At 63.4% G+C, this 21,469-nt stretch carries 20 protein-coding genes; 6 read left to right on the top strand and 14 right to left on the bottom strand.

The window, feature by feature from the left end; genetic code table 11:
- Positions 1–10 precede the first annotated feature (10 nt).
- From NTU39_RS11495 to NTU39_RS11485, 3 genes are all read left to right on the top strand, one after another.
- The gene (locus NTU39_RS11495; protein ID WP_257959850.1) at positions 11–1,195 is read left to right on the top strand and encodes an ABC transporter substrate-binding protein; all 1,185 of its coding nucleotides are present in this window, start codon (positions 11–13) and stop codon (positions 1,193–1,195) included.
- Positions 1,188–2,057 carry an ABC transporter permease gene (locus tag NTU39_RS11490; protein ID WP_373275376.1) on the top strand — a complete coding sequence of 290 codons (870 nt, stop codon included), beginning with the start codon at positions 1,188–1,190 and terminating at the stop codon, positions 2,055–2,057. Before NTU39_RS11495 ends, NTU39_RS11490 begins: the two co-directional genes overlap by 8 nt.
- Positions 2,058–2,188: 131 nt before the next feature.
- Entirely contained in the window at positions 2,189–2,860 is a 672-nt protein-coding gene (locus NTU39_RS11485) for a 16S rRNA pseudouridine(516) synthase (RefSeq protein WP_257959849.1), read from the top strand.
- Between the two features lie 135 nt (positions 2,861–2,995).
- Here the strand turns inward: NTU39_RS11485 and NTU39_RS11480 are convergent, their stop codons facing one another.
- The 6 genes from NTU39_RS11480 to NTU39_RS11455 all read right to left on the bottom strand — a co-directional run bounded on the left by NTU39_RS11480 (position 2,996) and on the right by NTU39_RS11455 (position 7,992).
- The gene (locus NTU39_RS11480; protein WP_150666841.1) at positions 2,996–3,868 is read right to left on the bottom strand and encodes a 23S rRNA (adenine(2030)-N(6))-methyltransferase RlmJ; all 873 of its coding nucleotides are present in this window, start codon (positions 3,866–3,868) and stop codon (positions 2,996–2,998) included.
- Complete coding sequence (locus NTU39_RS11475; protein WP_257959848.1) at positions 3,868–4,530, bottom strand: DNA-3-methyladenine glycosylase I; 663 nt, start codon at positions 4,528–4,530, stop codon at positions 3,868–3,870. Before NTU39_RS11475 ends, NTU39_RS11480 begins: the two co-directional genes overlap by 1 nt.
- A 180-nt stretch (positions 4,531–4,710) precedes the next feature.
- On the bottom strand, positions 4,711–5,472 hold the full coding sequence (locus NTU39_RS11470; protein WP_150666839.1) for an SDR family NAD(P)-dependent oxidoreductase: 762 nt from the start codon (positions 5,470–5,472) through the stop codon (positions 4,711–4,713).
- A 49-nt stretch (positions 5,473–5,521) separates the two neighbouring features.
- Entirely contained in the window at positions 5,522–6,382 is an 861-nt protein-coding gene (locus NTU39_RS11465) for a fumarylacetoacetate hydrolase family protein (protein WP_257959847.1), read from the bottom strand.
- Positions 6,383–6,401: 19 nt separating this feature from the next.
- A complete protein-coding gene (locus NTU39_RS11460; RefSeq protein WP_257959846.1) occupies positions 6,402–7,157 on the bottom strand; it encodes an SDR family oxidoreductase in 756 nt (251 codons plus the stop codon).
- 61 nt (positions 7,158–7,218) lie between these two features.
- Complete coding sequence (locus tag NTU39_RS11455; RefSeq protein ID WP_257959845.1) at positions 7,219–7,992, bottom strand: FadR/GntR family transcriptional regulator; 774 nt, start codon at positions 7,990–7,992, stop codon at positions 7,219–7,221.
- 377 nt (positions 7,993–8,369) lie between these two features.
- Here NTU39_RS11455 and NTU39_RS11450 point away from each other — a divergent pair, with 377 nt between their 5' ends.
- Complete coding sequence (locus NTU39_RS11450; protein WP_150666835.1) at positions 8,370–9,452, top strand: calcium:cation antiporter; 1,083 nt, start codon at positions 8,370–8,372, stop codon at positions 9,450–9,452.
- A gap of 59 nt (positions 9,453–9,511) precedes the next feature.
- Here NTU39_RS11450 and NTU39_RS11445 read toward each other — a convergent pair whose 3' ends face one another.
- Both NTU39_RS11445 and NTU39_RS11440 read right to left on the bottom strand, forming a co-directional pair.
- Positions 9,512–9,745 (bottom strand): hypothetical protein, encoded by a 234-nt coding sequence (locus tag NTU39_RS11445; RefSeq protein WP_257959844.1) that lies wholly within the window; start codon positions 9,743–9,745, stop codon positions 9,512–9,514.
- A gap of 27 nt (positions 9,746–9,772) precedes the next feature.
- On the bottom strand, positions 9,773–10,027 hold the full coding sequence (locus tag NTU39_RS11440; RefSeq protein WP_039398948.1) for a hypothetical protein: 255 nt from the start codon (positions 10,025–10,027) through the stop codon (positions 9,773–9,775).
- Positions 10,028–10,151: 124 nt separating this feature from the next.
- Between NTU39_RS11440 and NTU39_RS11435 the strand changes: the two genes are divergently transcribed.
- Together NTU39_RS11435 and xth are read left to right on the top strand one after the other, a co-directional pair.
- Positions 10,152–10,865, top strand: a complete 714-nt coding sequence (locus NTU39_RS11435; protein ID WP_257959843.1) for a riboflavin synthase subunit alpha — start codon at positions 10,152–10,154, stop codon at positions 10,863–10,865.
- Between the two features lie 52 nt (positions 10,866–10,917).
- Complete coding sequence (gene xth / locus NTU39_RS11430; protein WP_150666832.1) at positions 10,918–11,697, top strand: exodeoxyribonuclease III; 780 nt, start codon at positions 10,918–10,920, stop codon at positions 11,695–11,697.
- A 139-nt stretch (positions 11,698–11,836) separates the two neighbouring features.
- Here the strand turns inward: xth and NTU39_RS11425 are convergent, their stop codons facing one another.
- The 6 genes from NTU39_RS11425 to glnA all read right to left on the bottom strand — a co-directional run bounded on the left by NTU39_RS11425 (position 11,837) and on the right by glnA (position 21,405).
- Positions 11,837–12,820, bottom strand: a complete 984-nt coding sequence (locus tag NTU39_RS11425; protein WP_150666831.1) for a flagellar brake protein — start codon at positions 12,818–12,820, stop codon at positions 11,837–11,839.
- A 200-nt stretch (positions 12,821–13,020) separates the two neighbouring features.
- Positions 13,021–15,885 carry a pentapeptide repeat-containing protein gene (locus NTU39_RS11420; protein ID WP_257959842.1) on the bottom strand — a complete coding sequence of 955 codons (2,865 nt, stop codon included), beginning with the start codon at positions 15,883–15,885 and terminating at the stop codon, positions 13,021–13,023.
- A 128-nt stretch (positions 15,886–16,013) separates the two neighbouring features.
- A complete protein-coding gene (gene rfbD / locus NTU39_RS11415) occupies positions 16,014–16,904 on the bottom strand; it encodes a dTDP-4-dehydrorhamnose reductase (RefSeq protein WP_150666828.1) in 891 nt (296 codons plus the stop codon).
- A 55-nt stretch (positions 16,905–16,959) separates the two neighbouring features.
- Positions 16,960–18,528: a nitrogen regulation protein NR(I) gene (gene ntrC / locus NTU39_RS11410; protein ID WP_150666827.1), complete on the bottom strand. Its 1,569-nt coding sequence runs from the start codon at positions 18,526–18,528 to the stop codon at positions 16,960–16,962.
- Between the two features lie 62 nt (positions 18,529–18,590).
- Entirely contained in the window at positions 18,591–19,811 is a 1,221-nt protein-coding gene (gene glnL, locus NTU39_RS11405) for a nitrogen regulation protein NR(II) (RefSeq protein WP_257959841.1), read from the bottom strand.
- 178 nt (positions 19,812–19,989) lie between these two features.
- Positions 19,990–21,405 carry a type I glutamate--ammonia ligase gene (glnA, locus tag NTU39_RS11400; protein WP_150666826.1) on the bottom strand — a complete coding sequence of 472 codons (1,416 nt, stop codon included), beginning with the start codon at positions 21,403–21,405 and terminating at the stop codon, positions 19,990–19,992.
- Between the last annotated feature and the right edge of the window lie 64 nt (positions 21,406–21,469).

The following is a 21,469-nucleotide window of genomic DNA, read 5'->3' as shown; positions in this document are numbered from 1 at the left end:
TTCTCAGACCATGTGCCAAATTTCCCGCCGCGAATGGCTCAAGCTCGCTTCGATGATGACGGTCGCAGGGGCGGCCCCGTTGCTCGCCTCGGCCGCCGCGCGTGCCGCCGCCGAGCCGGACGCACCGTTGCGCATCGGCTATCTGCCGATTACCGACGCTACGCCGCTGCTCGTCGCGCATAACAACGGCTACTTCGAACAAGCTGGTATCAAGGCGGAAAAGCCGACGTTGTTGCGCAGTTGGGCGCAACTGATCGAAGCGTTTCTATCGGGACAGGTCAACGTCGTTCACCTGCTCTCGCCGATGACGGTCTGGGCTCGATACGGCAGTCAGGCACAGGCCAAGGTCGTCGCATGGAATCACGTCAACGGCAGCGCCATCACGGTGGCCAACGACATCAACAAGATTGGCGATCTGGGCGGCAAGACCTTTGCGGTGCCGTTCTGGTACTCGATTCACAACGTGGTGCTGCAAGGCTTGCTTGCCGCGAACGGCCTGACGCCCGTACTCAAGAAGAGCGGAGCGCCCGCTGCCAACGAGGTCAGCCTGATCGTGATGGCGCCGTCGGACATGCCGCCCGCCCTCGCCGCTAAACAGATCGCGGGCTACATCGTGGCCGAGCCGTTCAATGCAGCGGCCGAGAACCTCAAGGTCGGCAAAATACTGCGATTTACCGGCGACGTCTGGAAGAACCACGCATGCTGTGTCGTGACGATGCACGAGCGTGACCTGACCTCGCGCCCGGAATGGTCGCAGAAGGTCGTCGACGCCATCGTCAAGGCGCAGGCCTGGACGCGCGAGCACCCCGCTGATGCGGCTCGCCTGCTGTCCAAGGAGGGGCAGAACCGCTACACACCGCACCCGTTCCAGGTGTTGCAGCGCGTGCTGGCGCCGGACGCTTCCGAGCAAGGCCGCTATCTCGCCGACAAGGCCATTGTGCATGCCGACTGGCACGAGAAGCGTATCGACTTCCAGCCCTATCCCTATCCGAGCTACACGGAGGCGCTTGTGCGTCACATGCAGAAGACACAGGTCGAAGGGAATGCTCAGTTCCTCGCGAAGCTCGACCCGTCGTTTGTCGCACGCGATCTCGTCGATGACCGCTTCGTGAAAAAGAGCATTGCCGCCGCCGGTGGCATGAAGGCTTTCGGCCTGCCGGAGGGTTTCACCCGTCAGGAGGTGATCGTTGTCTGATCTCGCGTCCAGCCGCGTGCAGCAACCCGTTGGTTCGGTGGAGGCTGCCCCCGGCGCCGCAAACCCCTCCTCGTCAAACGGGGGCACGGCAACGCCACGCCCTGCGCGCCGCGCATGGCTCGGCCTTGCGGGGCTCGCAGGCATCGTGCTGATCTGGTGGCTCGGCATTTCGCTATTCACTACGCCCGGCTCTCTCGCGTCGCAGTTCTCACCGGCGGCCGCACTGAACGCCCTGCCCGACCTGATCCGCGACGAGCAGCTTGGCCTGCACATCCTCGCCAGCTTGCGACGTATCGCGGTCGGGCTGGCGTGGGCCGTTGTGCTGGGCGTACCGCTGGGCTTTCTGATTGGGCGCGTGCGCTGGCTGGACAAGGCACTCACGCCATCGATGCAATTCCTGCGTATGGTGTCGCCGCTGTCGTGGATGCCGATTGCCGTGATGTCGCTCGGCGTGGGCGACCCTGCCGTGTATTTTCTGCTGGCCTTCGCCGCCTTGTGGCCGCTGGTGATGAGCACGGCCGCAGGCGTGACGCACATCGATCGACGCTGGGTGCAACTTGGTGAAAGTCTGGCGGCGACCCGCTGGGAAATGCTCTGGCACGTCTATGTGCCGGGCATCGCAGCGCATGTCCTCACGGGCGTGCGGCTGGCCATCGGCATCTTGTGGATCGTGCTGGTGCCCGCAGAGATGTTGGGTGTGAATGCGGGTCTGGGGTATCTCATCCTCGACACGCGCGACCGGCTGGCGTACTCGGAACTGACCGCTGTGATTCTGGTGATCGGTGTGCTTGGCTTCGCGCTCGACTGGGCGGCACGCTTCATCTACCGGCGCTTCAGTGGCGCGATGCAGGACGACGAGTAAGCACGAACGGGCGCAACGCGGCATATACGCGGACAGGCCGTTACAATAGCGGCCTGAATCCAGATGCCTGACGGAGACGCATCATCGAGCTAGATCGTTTACTGCAATCGCAGGGCTTCGGCAGTCGCAAGATGTGCCGCAAGCTCATCCAATCCGGTGCTTTCGCCATCGACGGCGTCGTGCACGACAACTTCCGAGAGTCGGTCGAACCGAAAGGGCTTCAGTTCACGCTGGACGGCGAGTCCTGGGACTACCGCGAGCATGTCTACATCCTGCTCAACAAACCTGAAGGTTTCGAGTGCTCCACGAGCCCGACACATCACGAGGGCGTGCATTCGCTGTTGCCGCTCCCGCTCGCCGTGCGTGGCGTCCAACCGGCCGGTCGTCTCGATCAGGACACCACCGGCATGCTGCTACTCTCCGACGACGGCCCCTTCCTGCACGCCATGATGTCGCCACGCCGCCACGTACCTAAACGGTATGTCGCGACGACAAAGCACCCGGTGACGGAAGAAATGTTGCAGGCACTGCGCAACGGCGTGCTGTTGCGCGACGAGACCGAGCCGCTCGCTGCAACGGACGTCATGAGCCCGTCATCCCACGAAATTGCACTCACGATCACGCAAGGGAAATACCACCAGGTCAAGCGGATGGTGGCTGCTGCGGGCAATCGCGTGGAAGGTCTGGTAAGAACAGCCATCGGCGGCTTGCCGATGGGCACACTCGAACTCGGCGAATGGCGTTATCTGTCACCGGACGAATTGCTGTCGTTGCCGTACGAGATTCCGCTGACCGCCAAGTAATCGGACTCGGGGGATGCGAACCATCACCCGATCACGTGCAAACGCAAAAAACGCCCAACGCCGGTATTCATGCCAGCGTTGGGCGTTTCCGTTTGGATTCGCCGATACGGGTCAGCCGATATTTGGCAGATCGCCTCAGCTCTGCTTACCTTCCAACAGGAACTGCGCGCCCTTGTCCTGACCGAGCGCCTTGACGAGATACGGCATCGTCGTCTTGAGCGTGTCTTGCAGCATGTACGGCGGGTTCACGATGAACATGCCGCTGCCATGCAGGCCCATGCCACCCGGCACGGGATTGCAGACCGTCAGCGAAACGTGCAGCCAATTCTTGATCGGCTTCTCGTCGATCGTCAGTCGCTTCATGCGCTCCGGCAATTGCGCGGCTTCGCGACGTTGCACGAGCGGATACCACACGGCGTACATGCCGGTCGGGAAGCGGTCGAGCCCTTCCTGCACCGTCTGCGTCGTGCGCGTGTAATCGCGCTTGTCCTCATAGGACGGGTCGATGAGCGTGAACCCCCGGCGCGGTGCCGGCGGCAGAATCGTCTTGAGGCCTGCGAAACCGTCGGCCCCGAAAATCATCGTGCGACGTGCGACCGCGCGCCCCTGCGCTTCGAAGTTCTCGCGCAGCACTTCCTGCTCAGTCGGATGCGCCTCGAACAACCGCAAACGGTCGCGGTCGCCCAGCAGTTGCAGCGCGAAGTACGGCGAGCCGGGGTAGTAGCTCAGCTTGCCGTCCGGGTTGAACTCACGGACCAGCGCAACGTAGTCCGCCAACGCCGGCGGCAAATCGTTACGCGTCCATAGACGGCCGATGCCCGTCTCGTACTCGCCCGTCTTGTCGGCCCACTTGCCGTCGAGCGCGTAGCCGCCCGCGCCGGCGTGCGTGTCGATATACCAGAACGCCGTGTCTTTCTGGCGCATGTAATCGATACATTCAACGGCGATGAAGTGTTTCAGTACGTCGGCATGGTTGCCGGCGTGGAAGGCGTGGCGGTAGCTAAACATTAGGCAGATCCTGATTCGTCAGGCGCGATTGTAGCCGACGACGCCCCTGCCCGGCGTTTCCGGGCCGATGCGCCGCTGTTTTTGGCCTCGTTGACCGCAAGCGTCTTCACCGCTTTATGACGCGGGCACGCGACCAGATGGTCGTTCACCATCCCGGCGGCCTGCATGAACGAATAGCAGATCGTGGAGCCAACGAAGGTGAATCCCGCCTTCTTCAGCGCACGACTCATGGCGTCCGACACGGCGGACGTTGCCGGGACTTCACTGAGGGATGTCCAGCGGTTTTGCAACGTCTCACCGCCCACGAACTGCCAGACGAAGTCGCTGAAACGCGTCCCCGAGGCCTCCATCGCCAGATACGCTCTGGCCCCCTTGATGACGCCATTAACCTTCAGGCGATTGCGCACGATGCCGGGATCGGCCAACAGCCGCGCTTCGTCCTCCGGCCCGTACTTCGCGATGCGCGCCGGGTCGAAATTATCGAAAGCCTCGCGGTAGGTATCGCGCTTCTTGAGGATCGTGGACCACGACAACCCGGCCTGCGCCCCTTCAAGCATCAGCAATTCGAACAACTCGCGCGAGTCGCGCAAAGGCACGCCCCATTCCTGATCGTGATACTGACGATATTGTTCGAAGCCTTCACTCCACGGACAGCGTTCCATTTGCCCCTCGATAGTTGTGCTCGCACCCCGATGTGACCAAGGCATGCGGACGAATGGGGCAAGTGTGCCAGCAATTACCGAAGAAGCGAACCCGCAACCACGTATCCCGCGCGAAATTGGGCCGCAAGGCAATGCCGATGCGGAATTTTCCGAGTCTCCGACATCGGCCGCCCCTGCGTGTTACAGCATCAGTTGTCCGCCGTTGACCTCGATGATCTGGCCGGTCACGTAGCTCGCCAGCGTCTCAGAAGCGAGATACAGGAATGCCCCCGAACACTCGTCGGGTTCGCCAAGGCGTCCCATCGGAATGCTCTGGCGGAAGGCGTCGATCTGAGCCTGCGTGCTGAATTGCTCGTGGAACGGCGTCATGATCACGCCCGGCGAAACGGCATTCACGCGAATGCGGTCGGGCATCAACTCTTTGGCCATACCTCGAGTGAGCGTGCTCACGAAGCCTTTCGCCGCTGCGTAAATCAGCGCGCCGGGGCCACCGCCGTGACGCGCCGCAATCGACGTCACGTTGACGATCGCGCCGCCGCCCTGCTTGCGCATCGCGGGCACCACAGCGCGAGAGAACGCAACGACGGAGCGTGCATTGACGTTGAGGACGTCATCGAAATAGGCGTCCGTCACTTCCGTGAACGGCGTACGTTTGACGAGACTGCCCGCGTTGTTGATCAGTACGTCGATACGGCCAAAGCCGTCGAGCACGTGCGCCACGGCAGCATCGATGGCGCCGGTGTCCTGCACGTCGGCCGCGACAGTCATGGCCTTCACGCCATGCGAGCGCACCGCTTCTGCTACCGCTTCCGCCTTGTCGGCCGAGCGGTTGTAGTGCACCGCTACGTGCGCACCCTGCGCGGCGAACGCCGTCGCCGCTGCTGCACCGATGCCGGTACTCGCGCCCGTGATCAGCACGAACTTGCCCTTCAAATCTTGCATGGTGAATCGCTCCGAAACTGGATGGATGTGAAAAGCATCGGACACGCACTCAGTCGAGCAGGCGTGCGTCGTACGCGTGCACCTGCTGCGCCTGCTCGCCCAGCCCGTCGATGCCCAGTCGCATGACGTCGCCCGGCTTAAGGAAGACCGGCGGCTTCTGACCGAGGCCCACACCCGGGGGCGTGCCGGTGGTCACGAGATCGCCCGGCTTGAGCGTGGTGAACTGGCTGAGGTAGTGCACCAGATAGGCCACGCTGAAAATCATGGTCGACGTGTTGCCCGTCTGGCGGCGAACACCGTTGAGGTCGAGCCACAGGCCGAGTTGTTGCGGGTCGCGGATTTCATCGGTCGTCACCAGCCACGGACCGACCGGACCGAAGGTGTCGAAACCCTTGCCCTTGTCCCACGTGCCGCCGCGCTCGATCTGGTACTCGCGCTCGGAGACATCGTTGACCACGCAATACCCGGCGACGTAATCGAGCGCGCGCTCTAGCGGCACGTAACGCGCCGTCGTGCCGATCACGAAGCCCAGTTCGACTTCCCAGTCGCCTTTGACCGAGTCCTTGGGCAGCACCACGGGGTCGTTCGGCCCCGTCAGGCAGTTGTCCCACTTGGTGAAGAGCACCGGCTCCGACGGCACGGCCAGTCCCGACTCCGCTGCGTGATCGGTGTAGTTCAGGCCGACGGCGAGAAACTTGCCCAGCCCCGAGAACGGCACGCCCAACCGTCCCGGCGACGCCACCACCGGCAACGCCTTAACGTCGAGCGCCCGTAGCGCCGCCAGCCCCTGCGGGCTCAACGTTTGCGGCGTAATGTCGGCCGTCACGCCGGAGAGATCACGCACCTGGCCGTCCGTGTCGAGCAGGCCCGGCTTTTCCTGGCCCTTCGGGCCGTAACGCAGCAGTTTCAAAGCAAATCTCCTTGCGAAATCAGTTGGACCAGCCGCCGTCGATCAGATGGATGGCGCCGGTGGTGAACGAGGATTCGTCCGAACCCAGATAGACGGCGAGTGCCGCAATTTCTTCGGGCGTGCCCACACGCCCCATCGGCTGACGCGCCACGAACTGCTCGCGCACCGCCGTCAGACTCGTGCCCGCAGCATCGGCCTGCGTGGCGATGCGCTGACGCAGCGACGGCGACTCGACAGTGCCCGGGCAGATCGCATTGCAGCGGATGCCACGCGCGACGAAATCGGCCGCCACGGACTTCGTCAGCCCGATCACGGCCGCCTTGCTCGTGCCGTAGACGCAACGATTGGCCACCCCCTTCACACTGGACGCCGCCGACGACATATTGATGATCGCCCCGCCGCCTGCGGCCAGCATCGCGGGCAGGAAAGCCCGCGTGGTGCGGTACATGCTCTTCACGTTCAGGTCGAACGAGAAATCCCAAGCGGCTTCGTCGCACTCGAGAATCGAGCCGTGATGTACGAAACCCGCGCAGTTGAACAGCACATCGAGCGCGCCGAGTTCATTCGCAAGCGCGGCCACGGCCGCGCCGTCGGTCACGTCGAGCGTTCGCCGCGTCAGGTTTGGGTGATCGTCCAGCTGTGCAAGCGCGTCGGCATTCAGATCGGTGGCGATCACGTGCGCGCCTTCGCGCAGATAGGCCTCGACGCACGCGCGTCCGATGCCTTGTGCCGCAGCAGTAATGACGGCGGTTTTGCCCGTCAGTCGGCCAGTCATGAGTGTCTCCTCGTGAGCCTGTGGGTCGTTGGGGATATCGGGAAGTGCCGGGTGAGCCGACTTAGGGGTTCGTGGGGTTCGTGGCAGCGTGCGCGGCTACAGCAGCTGCAGCGACGTCTTCGTCATTCGCAGTCACGGTGGACGTGGCGGACGCGGCATAGGCGTCGCGCACGCGGCACAGATGCTCGCGCATCGCCTGCGCAGCCCGCTCCGGGTCTCGCGACCGCAGCGCTTCGAGAATGTGGCGATGATCCTGCAAGCTGCGTTCGAGCACGCCATCGACTTGCGACGTCACACGGCGGCTCTTCTTGCCCAGCAGATAAAGACTGTTCGCGATGCTTTGCAGGAAAGGGTTCTCGCAGGCGTCGATAATGGTCTCGTGGAAGGCCATATCGGCCGCTGAGAACGTTTCGGGATTGCCCAGCAGCGCCTGTTCGTCATCGACGAGCGCATGCAGACGTGCGATGTCCTCGTCGCTGATGTGCGTGGCCGCCAGCGCGGCGACGCCGGGTTCGATAACCAGACGCGCGTCGAACAGGGATTCCAGCGTGCCAGCGTTAAGCTCGATGACCATCTCCAGCGGTTCGAGCAACTCCCGCATTTCGAGCGAACCGACGAACGTCCCCTCCCCCTGACGGATCCGCAACAATCCGAGCAGCGCCAGACCACGAATCGCCTCGCGTACGGCCGGGCGTCCGACGCCCAGCATGCTGGCGAGGTCGCGCTCAGGCGGCAGTTGCTGGCCGGGCTTGAGCAGCCCGGTGCGGATCATCGTGAGCAAGCGCTGCGCGACCTGCTCCGAGACGGAAACCTGCACGATGGGATCGAATGACATGATGTCGTTCAGTGGTAAGACCAATAAACGAGATGTTGCGCCTGTCACCTATCGGCTGTCAACGCAAAATTTCGCGAGCATCATCGGCGGCACACAGGCTTTAGATTTTTGACAAAGTCATCGGAATTTATCGAGAGCTTCCGACTCGGAGTCAAACACGCGATCTCGCAAGATCGTTTGTTCATGCGGATCTCCGTAAATTTTCATCGCGAGATTGCACTGCGTCGCAAGTCAACGCCTTCTTGTTGTCGGGGTGTCACTTTTCTGCGACCATGATCTGTCGCTCCGAGGTTCTCATCGGGCCAATGTTCCCGCCGTCGCTTGATCTGCCGTACCCCTGGCTGCACCCGTTCCCCGAAATTCTGGAGTCTCCGACGATGTCCTCCTCAAAGACCGCCAAGCTGGGCCACTGGACGATGTACATGCCAATCCTGGCCCTCGTTGCCCTCGGCGTTGCCGCATTTTTGCCGAACGCCGCAGCGCTCGCGTTATGTGCCGCGGCCCTCGCCGGGGCCGTGTTCTCGGCCGTGCATCACGCCGAGACCGTCGCCCACAAGGTCGGCGAGCCGTTCGGCACGCTGGTCCTTGCCGTGGCCGTGACCATCATCGAAGTGGCGCTGATCGTCTCGGTGATGCTCTCCGGCGGACCGGACAAAGCGGGGTTGGCGCGCGACACCGTATTTGCCGCGATCATGATCGTCTCGACGGGGATCGTCGGCTTATGTCTGCTGTTCGGCGGGGTGCGTCACCACACTCAGGGCTTTCACGTGGAAGGCGCGAGCGCCGCGCTCGCCGTGCTGTGCGCGCTGTCCGTGCTCACGCTGGTCCTGCCGAACTACACGAATTCCGTGGTCGGCCCGGGGCTCACGGCGTCACAGCTTGCGTTCGAAGGCGTGATCTCGCTGGTGCTTTATATGGTGTTCGTGTTCGTGCAGACGGTGAGCCATCGCGATTACTTTCTGGCGAAAGCACCGAGCGAAGAAGTCCACGTGCCGCCGCCCTCGCGCCGTACGGCAGTGTTGAGTCTCGGCCTGCTGGTCGTGGCGCTGGTGGCTGTGGTGGGTCTGGCGAAAAAGCTCTCGCCCGCCGTGGAACAGGCGGTGGCGACGGCAGGAGCGCCGAAGGCAGTGGTGGGGATTGTGATTGCTGCGCTGGTGCTGCTGCCCGAAGGGCTGGCCGCGCTGCGCGCCGCGCGTGCCAACAAGCTCCAGACAAGTCTGAATCTGGCGCTCGGTTCGGCGCTGGCCAGTATCGGCCTGACGATTCCGACGGTGGCCGCCGTGTCGCTGTTGCTCGATCAGCAGATCGAACTGGGACTCGCGCCGAAAGAGACGGTGCTGCTCGCCGTCACGCTGCTGGTCAGCGTGCTCACGCTTGGCACCGGACGCACGACCGTGCTGCAAGGGGCCGTCCATCTGGTGCTGTTCGCGGCGTTCCTGTTCCTGGCGATCGTGCCGTGATGCGGTGATGCGTTCGTGCCTGAAGCGTTGGCGCGTTAGCCTGCCAGCGCTTCAGTACTTCAAGCCTTGGACGCTTTCTTATCCGCTGTGGCAGCGTCATCCTTGACGTCATTGACGTCAGCCGATTCCGTTGCGTCCGACGGCGTGCCGAGCAACGCCCCCAGCAGCTTGCTGCCACCGCCGCCGCGCTTGCCCTGTGCGCCCACACCCTTGCCCGTCGGCGGGCCGCGACGCACACCGGCGTCGATCTTCAGGCCGCGACGCTTCTGAATCTCAAATTTAGTCTGTGTCATGGTGTTGTCCGCGTGTTGTCCGTTACTTCAGGGGTCGATGCCCAGGTCGCCCTCGGCCGCCAGCGTCTTGGCCAGCGCGTGCGCGGCTTCCAGCGCGTCGCTTGCCCAGCGGTAGGCGTCAGGTGTGGTGTGGGTGAGCGGCGGATCGAGCGATTCGATGACGTCGTCCACGTCTCGCCATCCGGTAAAGTGCACCACCCCGTAGAACTGTCCTTCCGGCGCGGGCGACGTCTCCGCCCAGTAGTAAAAGTCTTCCGCCAGCAGGCAGCCTTCGAAACCCATAGCGATCTGTCGAGATCCCGTGAAAAGGCGGCATCGTAGCACGACGCATGACGAGCGGCATACCGTCGCTACGCAGTAGAATACTGCGGCATAGCAACCCACGACTCTTTATACCGACATCACGATGTTCACCGGAATTGTTCAAGGCACGGCCACGCTGTCGTCCATCGAAGATCGCGACGGCATGCGCACGCTCGAACTGGCGTTTCCCGAAGGCTTCTGCGAAGACCTGACCCTCGGCGCCAGTGTCTCCGTCGATGGCTGCTGCCTGACGGTCACGCAACTGCTCTCGCCTACCGCCGCGTCGTTCGACGTCATTCTCCAAAGTCTGAACGTGACGACCCTCGGCAGCTTCGGCGCGGGCGCACAGGTCAACGTGGAGCGCGCCGCCAAGGATGGCGCGGAAATCGGCGGCCATCCGCTCTCGGGCCACATCGACTTCTCGACCGAAATCCTCAGCGTGCGCACCTCGGATACGAACCGCGTGCTGCGCATCGCGATTCCCGAAGCGTTCCGCAAGTATGTCTTCGCCAAGGGCTACATCGCCATCAACGGCGCGAGCCTGACGGTCTCGGAAGTGAACCGGCAAGAAGGCTGGTTCGAGGTATGGCTGATTCCGGAAACGCGCCGCATGACGACGTTCGAGGACAAGGGCGCCGGTTCGCGCGTCAATATCGAAATCGAACGTAGCACGCAGGTGGTCGTCGACACGGTCCGCGAAGCGGTGCAGGAAAGCCTCGGCCGCCTGCAACCGGTGCTCGAAGCCTTGCTTAAGGAAAAGGGACTCTCGCTCGACGACTTCGTCGCGGTGCCGAAGCTGCCCACCGACAAGGCATAAGGCGGCACAAGGGTTAAGACCCGAGCCCTGCGTTCACTTTCAAAGGATCTTCATGCAACTCGCCACCTGGAACGTCAACTCGCTCAAGGTTCGTCTCGGACATGTGCAGGATTGGCTGCGCAGCAACCCCGTCGACGTCCTGTGCCTTCAGGAATTGAAGCTCACCGACGAAAACTTCCCGATTACGGAAATTGCCGCGCTCGGCTATACGTCGCACTTCACTGGGCAGAAGACGTATAACGGCGTTGCGCTGCTCGTGAATCACACCAAGGTCGGGGAAGCGACCGACCTCGTCAAGAACCTGCCGAATTTTCCCGATGAACAGCAACGTCTGATCACGGCGACCATCGGCGGCGTGCGCGTCGTCTGCGGCTACTTCCCGAATGGCCAGTCACTCGATTCCGACAAGTTCGTCTACAAACTCAACTGGCTCGACGCCCTCACCCACTGGCTGTCGGACGAATTGCAGCGTCACCCGCAGCTCGCGCTGCTCGGCGATTACAACATCGCGCCGGAAGACCGCGACGTGCACGATCCGGCGAAATGGGAAGGCAGCAATCTGGTGTCGCCTCAGGAGCGTCAGGCATTCGCGCGCCTGCAAGGGCTCGGTTTGCGCGACACCTTCCGTATGTTCGAACAACCGGAAAAGACGTTCAGTTGGTGGGATTACCGCATGGGCGCGTTCCGCCGCAACGCCGGACTGCGCATCGATCACGTGCTCGCCTCCGCCGCACTGGCAGAGCGCTGCACCGGCTGCGAGATCGATCGCGTGCCGCGCACCTGGGAGCAGCCGTCTGACCACACGCCGGTCGTCGCTACATTCAAGGACTGATGCGGCGCTTGCCCGTTATCGGGCAACAGCCGGAAAGCGCCGGCAGCAATGAAAAACGGCACCCGTGGGTGCCGTTTTCTTTGGGACCATGACTTTGCTATGGCGCGCGCTTACCGCGTCACCGTTCGCGGCATGGCGCCTACTGACCCGCACGCGGATCCGTGAGCCGCGACTCATAGACGAAGCAACGAATCGCGGCCTTGTTGCGCGTATCCATCTGCATGAATTCGAGACCGTAAGCCCACGTGCCATCGGCCCTCGGCCCTTCGACGCTGCGCACCGCCCCACGCCCGACGATCGGCACGATATCCGCCCCGATCGGCACACGGAACTGCACCGCGACGTGCAGACATCCCTCCGGCAACGGGGCTTTTGCCACGATACCCGCACCGTCTGCACTGATGTCTCGCACCAGTACGAGCCACTCCGGCGTGTCCTGCGGATCGGCCAGCATGCGCGTAAGCGACGTACGCGACGTCTCGTCGATAGGCGACAGCCGCGCCACGAGCCGGGTGTCGACACGCGGCGTACGACGCACCGGCGTCTCCCGCACTTGCGACGGACGCGAGAGCACCACGTAATCGAATGGGCCGTGGTGCACGCTATGCACGTCGCACGAAAATTCGTACAAGTTGTCGCCCGGGAACGTCCAGAGCGCCAGCCGATCCCCCGCCACCATCGGCATGCGCGCGTCTCCCGCCATGGGAGGCGTGATAATCAGCATGCCGTTGGGTGCCCGACCGATCAGTCGGGCCCGCACGCGCGTCATCTCGGCGTCCGGTGCCACCCGCATCTGAATCCACGCACCGATCGGCAGCGGAACGGGCAAACCGTGCAAATAGACCGTCGAGGCCCCCGCACCGAGCGGCGACGCCGAATTCGCGGCCTCCGTCCGACCGGCGGCCTCACCCGTTGTCGCGCCCTCGGGCAGCGGCCGGTGAGGCGCAAACATCGTGAACAGCCAGTCCAGATCGGCTTCGGACGGCAGACGCTCGCCCGCCGCCAGCAATGGCGTGCCGTCAGCGTCGAACAGTGGCCAGGAGAGTGGGACGTGAGCGTCAAGCTCGCGACGATTGACCGCCACGAACCCCGGATAGCCTGACGCAATACAAGTCGAGTGCATGATGCCTGGAAGGGGTGTGACACCCCAGAAAGTCTCGGATTAAGGAGGCGCGACGTACGTAATGTGGCGTCATGAAGCTCGGTGAGACGTTTCGCGACGTCCTGTGACGCATGTCTGACGTAATGCAACGTAAGGCACGTACGTATTTTTACCACGAAAGTGCCGTCGCGCTGATGGCGGAATATCAGGCAAAACGCCCCTCAATCCGCCGCAACGCTATCCGAGCCTCGCCGGGGTGAAGCGCTGGCGTGGGTCGCTTCCGTGATGACGTGGGCAGGAAGCGGGAATCGGATGGCCCAGAACCACGGGAGCGTCTGACGACAAGCGTCCGCCAGCCCGGGAAGCGCCATGATCTCGGGGCAGGTCAGCCATTGGGTCAATCGCTCGGCCAGATGCCAGGACGCGACGGCGTCGTCAGAAAGACAGGCCTGTAGCGCCATTGCCGGTGGCAACACGCGCCACGTGGCCTCCCCGATCATCGTCTCATTGAGCACCGCGAGCGCGTAGCGGCGGCAGGCAAGGCGCGCGCCGTCCGCGATCGATGTGCTCACATCGATCGACGGCAGCGAGAGATACCACTCCGGCTGGGTCGCCAGCCAGGCCAGACCGGCGGCGACGGAAACCAGCCGGACACGGCGCGACAGGGAGATACCCGATGCCGCGTCGGTGGCGGGCGTCGAGAGGGGATGATCGCGAAACACTTCGTCGATATCGGCGCGGCCCGCAGAGTGCAGTCGGACAAAGGCGAGCGACCGGGACGTGCGAACCGTGGCGTCGAGACGCTCAGGTGGACTCAATTCGGCACGTGGCGACAGCAGCGCCGCCAAAGGCAGTTCACTCACCGCGCTGGCGAGCGTGCTGACAGCGTGCGGCCATCCACTCCCGCATGCGGCACCGGCTCGCACCTCACCCTCATCGCCAAGCCACCGGCGAGTCAGCCGGACAAATGCATCGAGCGGTCGCTCCACCGGCCATAGACCGGCGAGGCACCCGAACTCCCTCAGCAACCCCTGAAGTTGCCGCATGATCCCGGGCACGTAGTCGCCGGGAAGCGCCACGTCGCGCACGACCACCCGTGTGCCCACCCAATGCCAGCCGGGGAGCGGGTGACCCGCGAAGCCCATATCCCCCTCCTTCGGCTGGCTTGCCCCTGCCACGCCCCATACACCCGCCGTCAACGCTTTCGGCAGACGCGCCGCCACCTCGCCGTCGGCCCGAATCCACACAAGGTAGGCTGGGTCCAGCGCGTTGACGCCGTCCGCCGACAGCGCGACGTGCACTTGCGCAGGCAGTGTGTTGACCCACGCCGCGCGCAAGGCCGCCGTGCGCGAATCGCTGACACCGCCCTGTCCCTCTTCAGCCCAGTAAAGCGTCTGGCAGATCGCGCCAGCGCGCGCCCAGACGGTCTCGGGAGGCCCATTCACACACAAGCGGAACAACGTGACCATCAGCGCGTCGGTCGCCCACGAAGCCTCGTCGCGCGTCAGACGCACGTCGTTCAGCATATCGAGCTTGCGCGCCAGCCATTGCGCACGCAGCGTCGCGAAACATTCATGATCCGCCAGGCCGCCCGCCTCCCCCGGCGCAACCAGCAGTCGACCGAGCCAATCGCTGTGTTGAACGTGCTCAGGCAAACGATGCAACAGCGGCGCCATCTCTTCAGGGGCGTCGGTAACGGCCGAAAATGCAGAACGGTGACGCAGCGCATTCAACAATTGCAGGAAGACGCTTGTGCGCATGGCCGGTTGGTCCACGGGAAAGGTCATCCAGGACCGCACCACCGGGTCCAGTTCGGATGGCGTCAAACGGCGCAGCCAATCCGCATCCAGTCGAAGCCGGGCGTCTTGCCATTGCGTCGCGCTCAGATCGCAGTCGCGCCCGATGCGCACCCGCTTGAGACTGGCACCGCAAAAACGCGCGCGGCGCAAATCGCACGACTCGAAGAATGCGCCATTGAGCTGTGCGCCTCGCGCATCCCATGCCACGAGGTCGCACCGACGAAATGCGGCATCTCGTAAGTCTGCACCGGACGCCCGCCCATGGCTCATCGTGACCGATGTCCATCTCGAACGTCGCGCCCGAGTGCCAATGAGCATCGTGCGACGCGCGCTGCCGTTCGTGAAGCACGCCCCGTCCATGCGCGCCAGATGAAAGGACGCGTCATCGAGGCGCACCTTCTCGAACGTCACCCCCTGACAACGCGTCTCACTCAGATCGGCCCCGCTCATCACGGTATGCAGAAATTCTGCGCCACGAAGATTGGCCCCGTTCATGCGGGCACCGCTCAGCACCGCCGCGCGAAAACATGCCTCGCGCAAATCCGTCCGTTCGAATTCGGCGTCCACCTGATTAGCGTACGCGAACCCTGCACGACGCAGCCGCGCACCCGACCAGACCGTTGCGTTGAAATGACCGCCGCAAAACTGCGCGCCCTGTGCGTGAACGCCTCGCAGGTCACCGTTCGACAGCGACAGATCCGGCAGCGCACCGTCCTGTAGATTCGTCAGCGTCAACGCCGCGCTGAGGATGTCCGGTGGCCACTCGCGCAGCGGCCAGTCGGCCATTGCCGCCGGGTCAAAGGCGACGGCATCCCCCGAGGACAGCCAATGCCACTGCGGCGCACGCGCCCTGCCGTCGCGAGACGGCGAACACCACGTCACCATATCTCGCGCGATGTCTGTGGCCCGCGCCCCATGCAACAGATGCGGATAGCGCGTGCTCCACACCCGTGTCAACGCGGCTTTGTCGAAAGGTAAGTCGCCTCGTGCAGCATCGGCGCTCGCACATAAACGTTCGATGCTGCCGCAGCCAGCTCGCCGCGTATCCTGCGCAAGTGCGTGTGTCAGCCACGAGACCAGCAATGCGATCGCACGACGCTCGGCCAGATCGGCCCGCAGAATCGCGCAACGCAGTGCCTCGGCGGGCGCTCCGCTGGAGGATGACGGATAGGAAGACGGCAAGGCACCGTTGCCGTTTGCGCCGCCCCCGACGTGTTCCGAGGGAAGCGAGGCCGTAACACCTGCCTGCGCATGTGCGCCACGAGTGACAGCGGACTGAGACCACATGATGCATCGCTCCTCGGCGCACGCTTGGGCGCGTGCGCAAAAAGCCACCATGTTGCCGAAAGAACTCGGAGCTGCGCGCTAAGGAATTTCCGAATTAATCGCACAGCCCCGAGGGGGACGGTCGTGCCTCAGGCGAGACAGAGTTTGAGGGCGTCGCGCCAGTCGGGCGCACGTACGCCAAAGTTACGCGCGAGCTTGTCGTTGTCGAGCACGGAGAAGGCCGGACGTTTGGCCGGTAACGGATAGGCGGATGTCGGAATCGGCACAACGTTCGGACGCTTGTCCGGTGCCGTCAGATCGAGAATCGCTTCGGTGAATCCGTGCCACGTCGTCTGGCCGGCGGCCGTCAGGTGATAGAGGCCACCGCGCTCGCGCCAAAAGTCTGCGTCAATGCCACCCTCACCTGCATCGCCCAGCCCTTGCACCAGCATCTGCGACGTGAGTTCCGCAATCGTGCGGCACCAGGTCGGCGCGCCATGCTGATCGGCGACGATACGCAGTTCGTCGCGCTCGCGCGCCAGACGCTGAACCGTCAGCAGAAAGTTCGCACCGCGCGAACCGTACACCCAGCTCGTACGCAACACCAGATGGTTGGCGCCGCTGGCGGCAATAGCCGCTTCACCGGCGAGCTTGGTACGTCCGTAAGCGTTTTGCGGATTGGTCGGTTCGTCTTCGCGATACGGCGTGGATGACGTGCCGTCGAATACGTAGTCGGTGGAGTAGTGAACGACGAGCGCACCTAGACGCTTCGCCTCTTCCGCCATGATGCCGGGCACCACGGCGTTCACCTGATAGGCTGCCGCTTCTTCCGTCTCGGCGCGGTCGACGGCCGTGTAAGCGGCCGGATTGATGATCAGGTCGGGTGCGAAGTCGCGCACGGTCCGCACCACGCTGTCGGTGTCCAGCAGATCCATTTCGCTGCGTCCGGGGGCGTGCACGTCTCCCATGCCTTGCAGGCAACGTGCCAATTCCCAGCCCACTTGCCCGGTAGCGCCCGTCAACAGGATGCGTCTTGCCATGATACGGCTCCCTTGTCGCGATATGAGGAAACAAGGGAGCCTACCCGGTTTCGCTTCAGGTTTCCAGCCCGAGCTCCTGGATCTTGCGCGTGATCGTGTTGCGCCCGATACCCAGACGGCTCGCGGCTTCGACCTTGCGCCCGCGCGTGAAGTCCAGCGCTTCATTGATCAGCGCGGTCTCGAAGCGACGCGTGAGTTGGTCCATTACGTCCGGCGAAGCCGAGCGCAGCAATCGCGCGACCTCGCGGCGCAGGATCGGCTCCCAGCTCTCCACGCTCGGTACGCCCGGCATGCCCGCCGCCTCGCCTGCACTCCCGCCCATGCCGCCAACCGGCACCGACGGCACGGCACCCACGCTGCCATATCCCGCCGCGCCCTGTGCCGGGTCAGCGCTACCTGAGGTCACGGCCCCGCCATGCGCCGCACCGTTCGCATACGCAGGCATACCGGCCACCACCGCAGCGGGCGCGGTCGGCGTCTGAAATTCCGGTGGCAGATCCTTGATTTCGACGGTCTGCGCCGGTGCCATCACCGTCAGCCAGTTGCTGAGGTTTTCCAACTGACGCACGTTGCCCGGGAACGGGAAGCGCGTCAGATGCGTGAGCGCCGCCTCGCTGATGCGCTTGGTTTCGACACCCAGTTCGCGTGCGCTCTTCTGCAAGAAGTGACGCACCAGCAGCGGAATGTCTTCGTTACGCTCGCGCAATGACGGCAAGCGCAAGCGGATCACGTTCAGACGGTGATACAAGTCCTCGCGGAACAGGCCCTGACGCACGCGATCTTCCAGATTCTGGTGGGTGGCCGCGATCACACGAACGTTCGCCTTGATCGGGCTGTGGCCGCCGACACGGTAGTAGTTACCGTCGGAGAGCACGCGCAACAGACGCGTCTGCAAATCCAGCGGCATATCGCCGATTTCGTCGAGAAACAGCGTGCCGCTCTCCGCTTGCTCAAAGCGTCCGCGACGCGTTGCCTGCGCCCCGGTGAACGCCCCGCGCTCGTGACCGAACAGCTCGGATTCGAGCAGATCTTTCGGAATGGCCGCCGTGTTGAGTGCAATGAACGGCCCCGAAGCGCGCGGCGAATGTCGGTGCAACGCGCGTGCGACCAGTTCCTTGCCCGAGCCCGATTCACCGGTGATGAGCACCGTCGCGCTCGAATGCGACAGACGCCCGATAGCGCGGAACACGTCCTGCATCGCACTCGCCTGCCCGAGAATCTCAGGCTCTTCGGTAATACGTTCGTCGTCCGTCGCTTCGCGCAGACTTTCTTCGACAGCGCGAAGAATCAGCTCGACCGCGCGATCCACGTCGAACGGCTTGGCCAGATACTCGAACGCACCGCCCTGAAACGCGGCGACGGCGCTATCCAGATCCGAGAACGCCGTCATGATGATGACGGGCAGGCCAGGATGCCGTTGCTTGACCATTTGCAGCAATTCGAGGCCGGAGCCGCCCGCCATGCGGATGTCCGATACCAGCACTTGCGGCGAATCGTGTTCGAGCGCTGCGCTGGCTTCGCGCGGGCCGGTGAAGCTGCGCACCGGCAGGTTGGCTCGCGAGAGTGCTTTCTCCAGCACCCATCGGATGGATTGGTCGTCGTCTACTATCCAGATCGGCTTCATTGTTCACCGTGTAACGTCTATGCCCGGCCGCAGGTGTTACGGCCGACGGCGTGAGGGCCGCATCAGCCCAGGGGCAGCAGGATTCGAAAATCCGTCCGTCCGGGCCGGCTTTCGCATTCGATCAGACCGTCGTGGCGCTGAATAAACGATTGCGCCAGTGTGAGTCCCAGACCGCTTCCGCCCTCTCGCCCGGAGACGAGCGGATAGAAGATGCGATCTCGAATGTCGGCAGGTATGCCTGGCCCGTTGTCGATCACATGCAATTCCAATGCCAGCTTGTGCAATCGCTTGGCAATCGTGATCTTTCGCGCCACTCGCGTGCGCAATACGATGCGTGCGTCGCCGCGCGCGATCTGCTCGCGCAGCGCCTCGGCACCGTTGCGCACGATATTGAGTAGCGCTTGAATGAGTTGCTCTTTGTCGCCGCGAAAATCGGGCAGGCTGACGTCGTAGTCCCGCTCGATCGACAAGCCTTGCGGGAATTCCGCGAGTACCACCGAACGCACGCGCTCACAGACTTCGTGGATGTTCACGTCCGTGGCGATATACGGATGGCGATGCGGCTCCAGCAAGCGATCCACCAGCGTCTGAAGCCTGTCGGATTCCTTAATGATCACCTGCGTGTACTCGCGCAATTCGCGCTGATCCAGCTCGAACTCCAGCAACTGTGCCGCACCGCGAATGCCGCCGAGCGGGTTCTTGATTTCGTGCGCGAGGTTGCGGATAAGCTGCTTGTTCATCAACGCCTGATCGATGATCCGCTCTTCGCGCTCGTTCTTGAGCTTCTGCTCGTTCTCGATCAGCTCGACGATCACGAAATCGGGCGCTGCCTCGGGGGCCGCCACAATCGCGTGTGTGTGCAACGGCTCCTGCGCGGTGCGTTCCAGCACCAGATCGAGGCGTGTGGTCTGGAAGTGATTCGCGATGAGCTCCGTCATCGTCGACGACAGCACCTCGCCGTTCGTGAACACATCGTTCCACGTCATCTGCGAGAGCGAACGACGCGATAAGGCCAATAACGCTTCGGCGGCCGGGTTTGCGAAGACCACGCGCAAGGTGTGCTTTTCCAGCACGAGTAGCACGGTCGGCAACGCTTCCAGCCCCGGCAGAATGCCGGTCGCGGCAAGCTTCGCTTCCCACGGGTCGACCAGGGCATGCACCGCAGACAGGGGCGCGGGGATGCCTGCGGCGTCAGCCGTCAATTCGGCAGCAACATCGGCGGCATCAGCGGAATGCGAGGCCCGCTTCGTCTGCCCTTTCTCACCAGCGCGGACACTTTTCATCAAGGATCTAGGCGTTAGGTTCGTGGCAGGCCGCTGGCACGATGCACGTTGGCGATGCATGGCGCGCGCTGCGGATAAAAAAGGGGGACGGCCGCGGCCATCCCCCCCGTGCTTGTCGAGCATGACGGTCGGCCGCAGGCGTTCCGTCATGCCGGCGCATTGCTGCGCAGCGACCCGATTACAGCGAGTAGTACAGTTCGAACTCGAGCGGGTGCGTGGTCATGGCCACACGGCGAGCTTCGTCCGTCTTCAGCGCGATGTACGAATCGAGCATGCCGTCGGTGAACACACCGCCACGCGTCAGGAACTCGCGGTCTTCGTTCAGGTATTCCAGCGCCTGTTCGAGGCTCGAGCACACGGTCGGGATCTTTGCATCCTCTTCCGGCGGCAGGTCGTACAGGTTCTTGTCGGCAGCTTCGCCCGGGTGGATCTTGTTCTGCACGCCATCCAGACCGGCCATCAGCATGGCCGAGAAGGCCAGATACGGGTTGGCCATCGGATCCGGGAAGCGCGCTTCGATGCGGCGGCCCTTCGGGTTGGCAACGTACGGAATACGGATCGATGCCGAACGGTTACGGGCCGAGTAAGCCAGCTTCACCGGGGCTTCGAAGTGCGGCACGAGACGCTTGTACGAGTTCGTCGACGGGTTCGTGATCGCGTTCAGGGCACGGGCGTGCTTGATGATGCCGCCGATGTAGTACAGCGCGAATTCCGACAGACCGCCGTAGCCGTTGCCTGCGAACAGGTTCTGACCGTCCTTCCAGATCGACTGGTGGATGTGCATGCCCGAACCGTTGTCGCCAACGATCGGCTTCGGCATGAACGTGGCCGTCTTGCCGTAGCTATGTGCCACGTTGTGCACGACGTACTTCAGGATCTGCGTCCAGTCGGCGCGCTCGACCAGCGTCGAGAACTTCGTACCGATTTCGTTCTGGCCCTGGCCAGCGACTTCGTGGTGGTGCACTTCAACCGGCACGCCGAGTTGTTCGAGCAGCAGGCACATTTCCGAGCGCATGTCCTGGAACGTGTCGACCGGTGCGACCGGGAAGTAGCCGCCCTTCGTGCCCGGACGGTGGCCGGTGTTGCCGCCATCGAAGTCCTTCGACGAGGACCACGGGGCTTCTTCGGAGTTGATCTTCACGAAGGTGCCCGACATGTCCGTGTTCCACTGGACCGAGTCGAAAATGAAGAATTCCGGCTCCGGACCGAAGAAGGCGGTGTCGCCCAGGCCCGTGCTCTTCAGGTAGGCTTCAGCGCGCTTGGCGATGGAGCGCGGATCGCGGTCGTAGCCCTTGCCGTCGGCCGGCTCGATCACGTCGCAGGTCAGGACCAGCGTGTTTTCTTCGTAGAACGGGTCGATGTAAGCGGTGTCGGCGTCCGGCACCAGCAGCATGTCCGAGGCTTCGATGCCCTTCCAGCCAGCGATCGACGAACCGTCGAAAGCGTGGCCGCTCTCGAACTTGTCGGCGTCGAAGTGCGACACGGGCACCGAGACGTGCTGCTCTTTGCCGCGCGTGTCCGTAAAGCGGAAGTCGACGAACTTGACGTCTTCTTCCTTAACCAGGTTCATCACATCTGCCACAGATTTGCTCATGCTATCTCCCGAAAGATTCAATCTGGCGCTGCTGGCGCTCATCGCCCGCGTCGCCGCACCCTCT

Source organism: Pandoraea commovens (assembly GCF_024704525.1).
GTDB lineage: Bacteria > Pseudomonadota > Gammaproteobacteria > Burkholderiales > Burkholderiaceae > Pandoraea > Pandoraea commovens.
This window is presented reverse-complemented; position numbering and strand designations above follow the sequence as displayed.

Excerpts from the sequence above, each read along its gene's own strand:
- NTU39_RS11495 (WP_257959850.1), top strand. The coding sequence starts at position 11 with ATGTGCCAAATTTCCCGCCGCGAATGGCTCAAGCTCGCTTCGATGATG.
- NTU39_RS11485 (WP_257959849.1), top strand. The coding sequence starts at position 2,189 with ATGTGCCGCAAGCTCATCCAATCCGGTGCTTTCGCCATCGACGGCGTC.
- NTU39_RS11480 (WP_150666841.1), bottom strand. The coding sequence starts at position 3,868 with ATGTTTAGCTACCGCCACGCCTTCCACGCCGGCAACCATGCCGACGTA.
- NTU39_RS11475 (WP_257959848.1), bottom strand. The coding sequence starts at position 4,530 with ATGGAACGCTGTCCGTGGAGTGAAGGCTTCGAACAATATCGTCAGTAT.
- NTU39_RS11470 (WP_150666839.1), bottom strand. The coding sequence starts at position 5,472 with ATGCAAGATTTGAAGGGCAAGTTCGTGCTGATCACGGGCGCGAGTACC.
- NTU39_RS11460 (WP_257959846.1), bottom strand. The coding sequence starts at position 7,157 with ATGACTGGCCGACTGACGGGCAAAACCGCCGTCATTACTGCTGCGGCA.
- NTU39_RS11455 (WP_257959845.1), bottom strand. The coding sequence starts at position 7,992 with ATGTCATTCGATCCCATCGTGCAGGTTTCCGTCTCGGAGCAGGTCGCG.
- NTU39_RS11450 (WP_150666835.1), top strand. The coding sequence starts at position 8,370 with ATGTCCTCCTCAAAGACCGCCAAGCTGGGCCACTGGACGATGTACATG.
- NTU39_RS11445 (WP_257959844.1), bottom strand. The coding sequence starts at position 9,745 with ATGACACAGACTAAATTTGAGATTCAGAAGCGTCGCGGCCTGAAGATC.
- NTU39_RS11440 (WP_039398948.1), bottom strand. The coding sequence starts at position 10,027 with ATGGGTTTCGAAGGCTGCCTGCTGGCGGAAGACTTTTACTACTGGGCG.
- NTU39_RS11435 (WP_257959843.1), top strand. The coding sequence starts at position 10,152 with ATGTTCACCGGAATTGTTCAAGGCACGGCCACGCTGTCGTCCATCGAA.
- xth (WP_150666832.1), top strand. The coding sequence starts at position 10,918 with ATGCAACTCGCCACCTGGAACGTCAACTCGCTCAAGGTTCGTCTCGGA.
- NTU39_RS11425 (WP_150666831.1), bottom strand. The coding sequence starts at position 12,820 with ATGCACTCGACTTGTATTGCGTCAGGCTATCCGGGGTTCGTGGCGGTC.
- NTU39_RS11420 (WP_257959842.1), bottom strand. The coding sequence starts at position 15,885 with ATGTGGTCTCAGTCCGCTGTCACTCGTGGCGCACATGCGCAGGCAGGT.
- rfbD (WP_150666828.1), bottom strand. The coding sequence starts at position 16,904 with ATGGCAAGACGCATCCTGTTGACGGGCGCTACCGGGCAAGTGGGCTGG.
- ntrC (WP_150666827.1), bottom strand. The coding sequence starts at position 18,528 with ATGAAGCCGATCTGGATAGTAGACGACGACCAATCCATCCGATGGGTG.
- glnL (WP_257959841.1), bottom strand. The coding sequence starts at position 19,811 with ATGAAAAGTGTCCGCGCTGGTGAGAAAGGGCAGACGAAGCGGGCCTCG.
- glnA (WP_150666826.1), bottom strand. The coding sequence starts at position 21,405 with ATGAGCAAATCTGTGGCAGATGTGATGAACCTGGTTAAGGAAGAAGAC.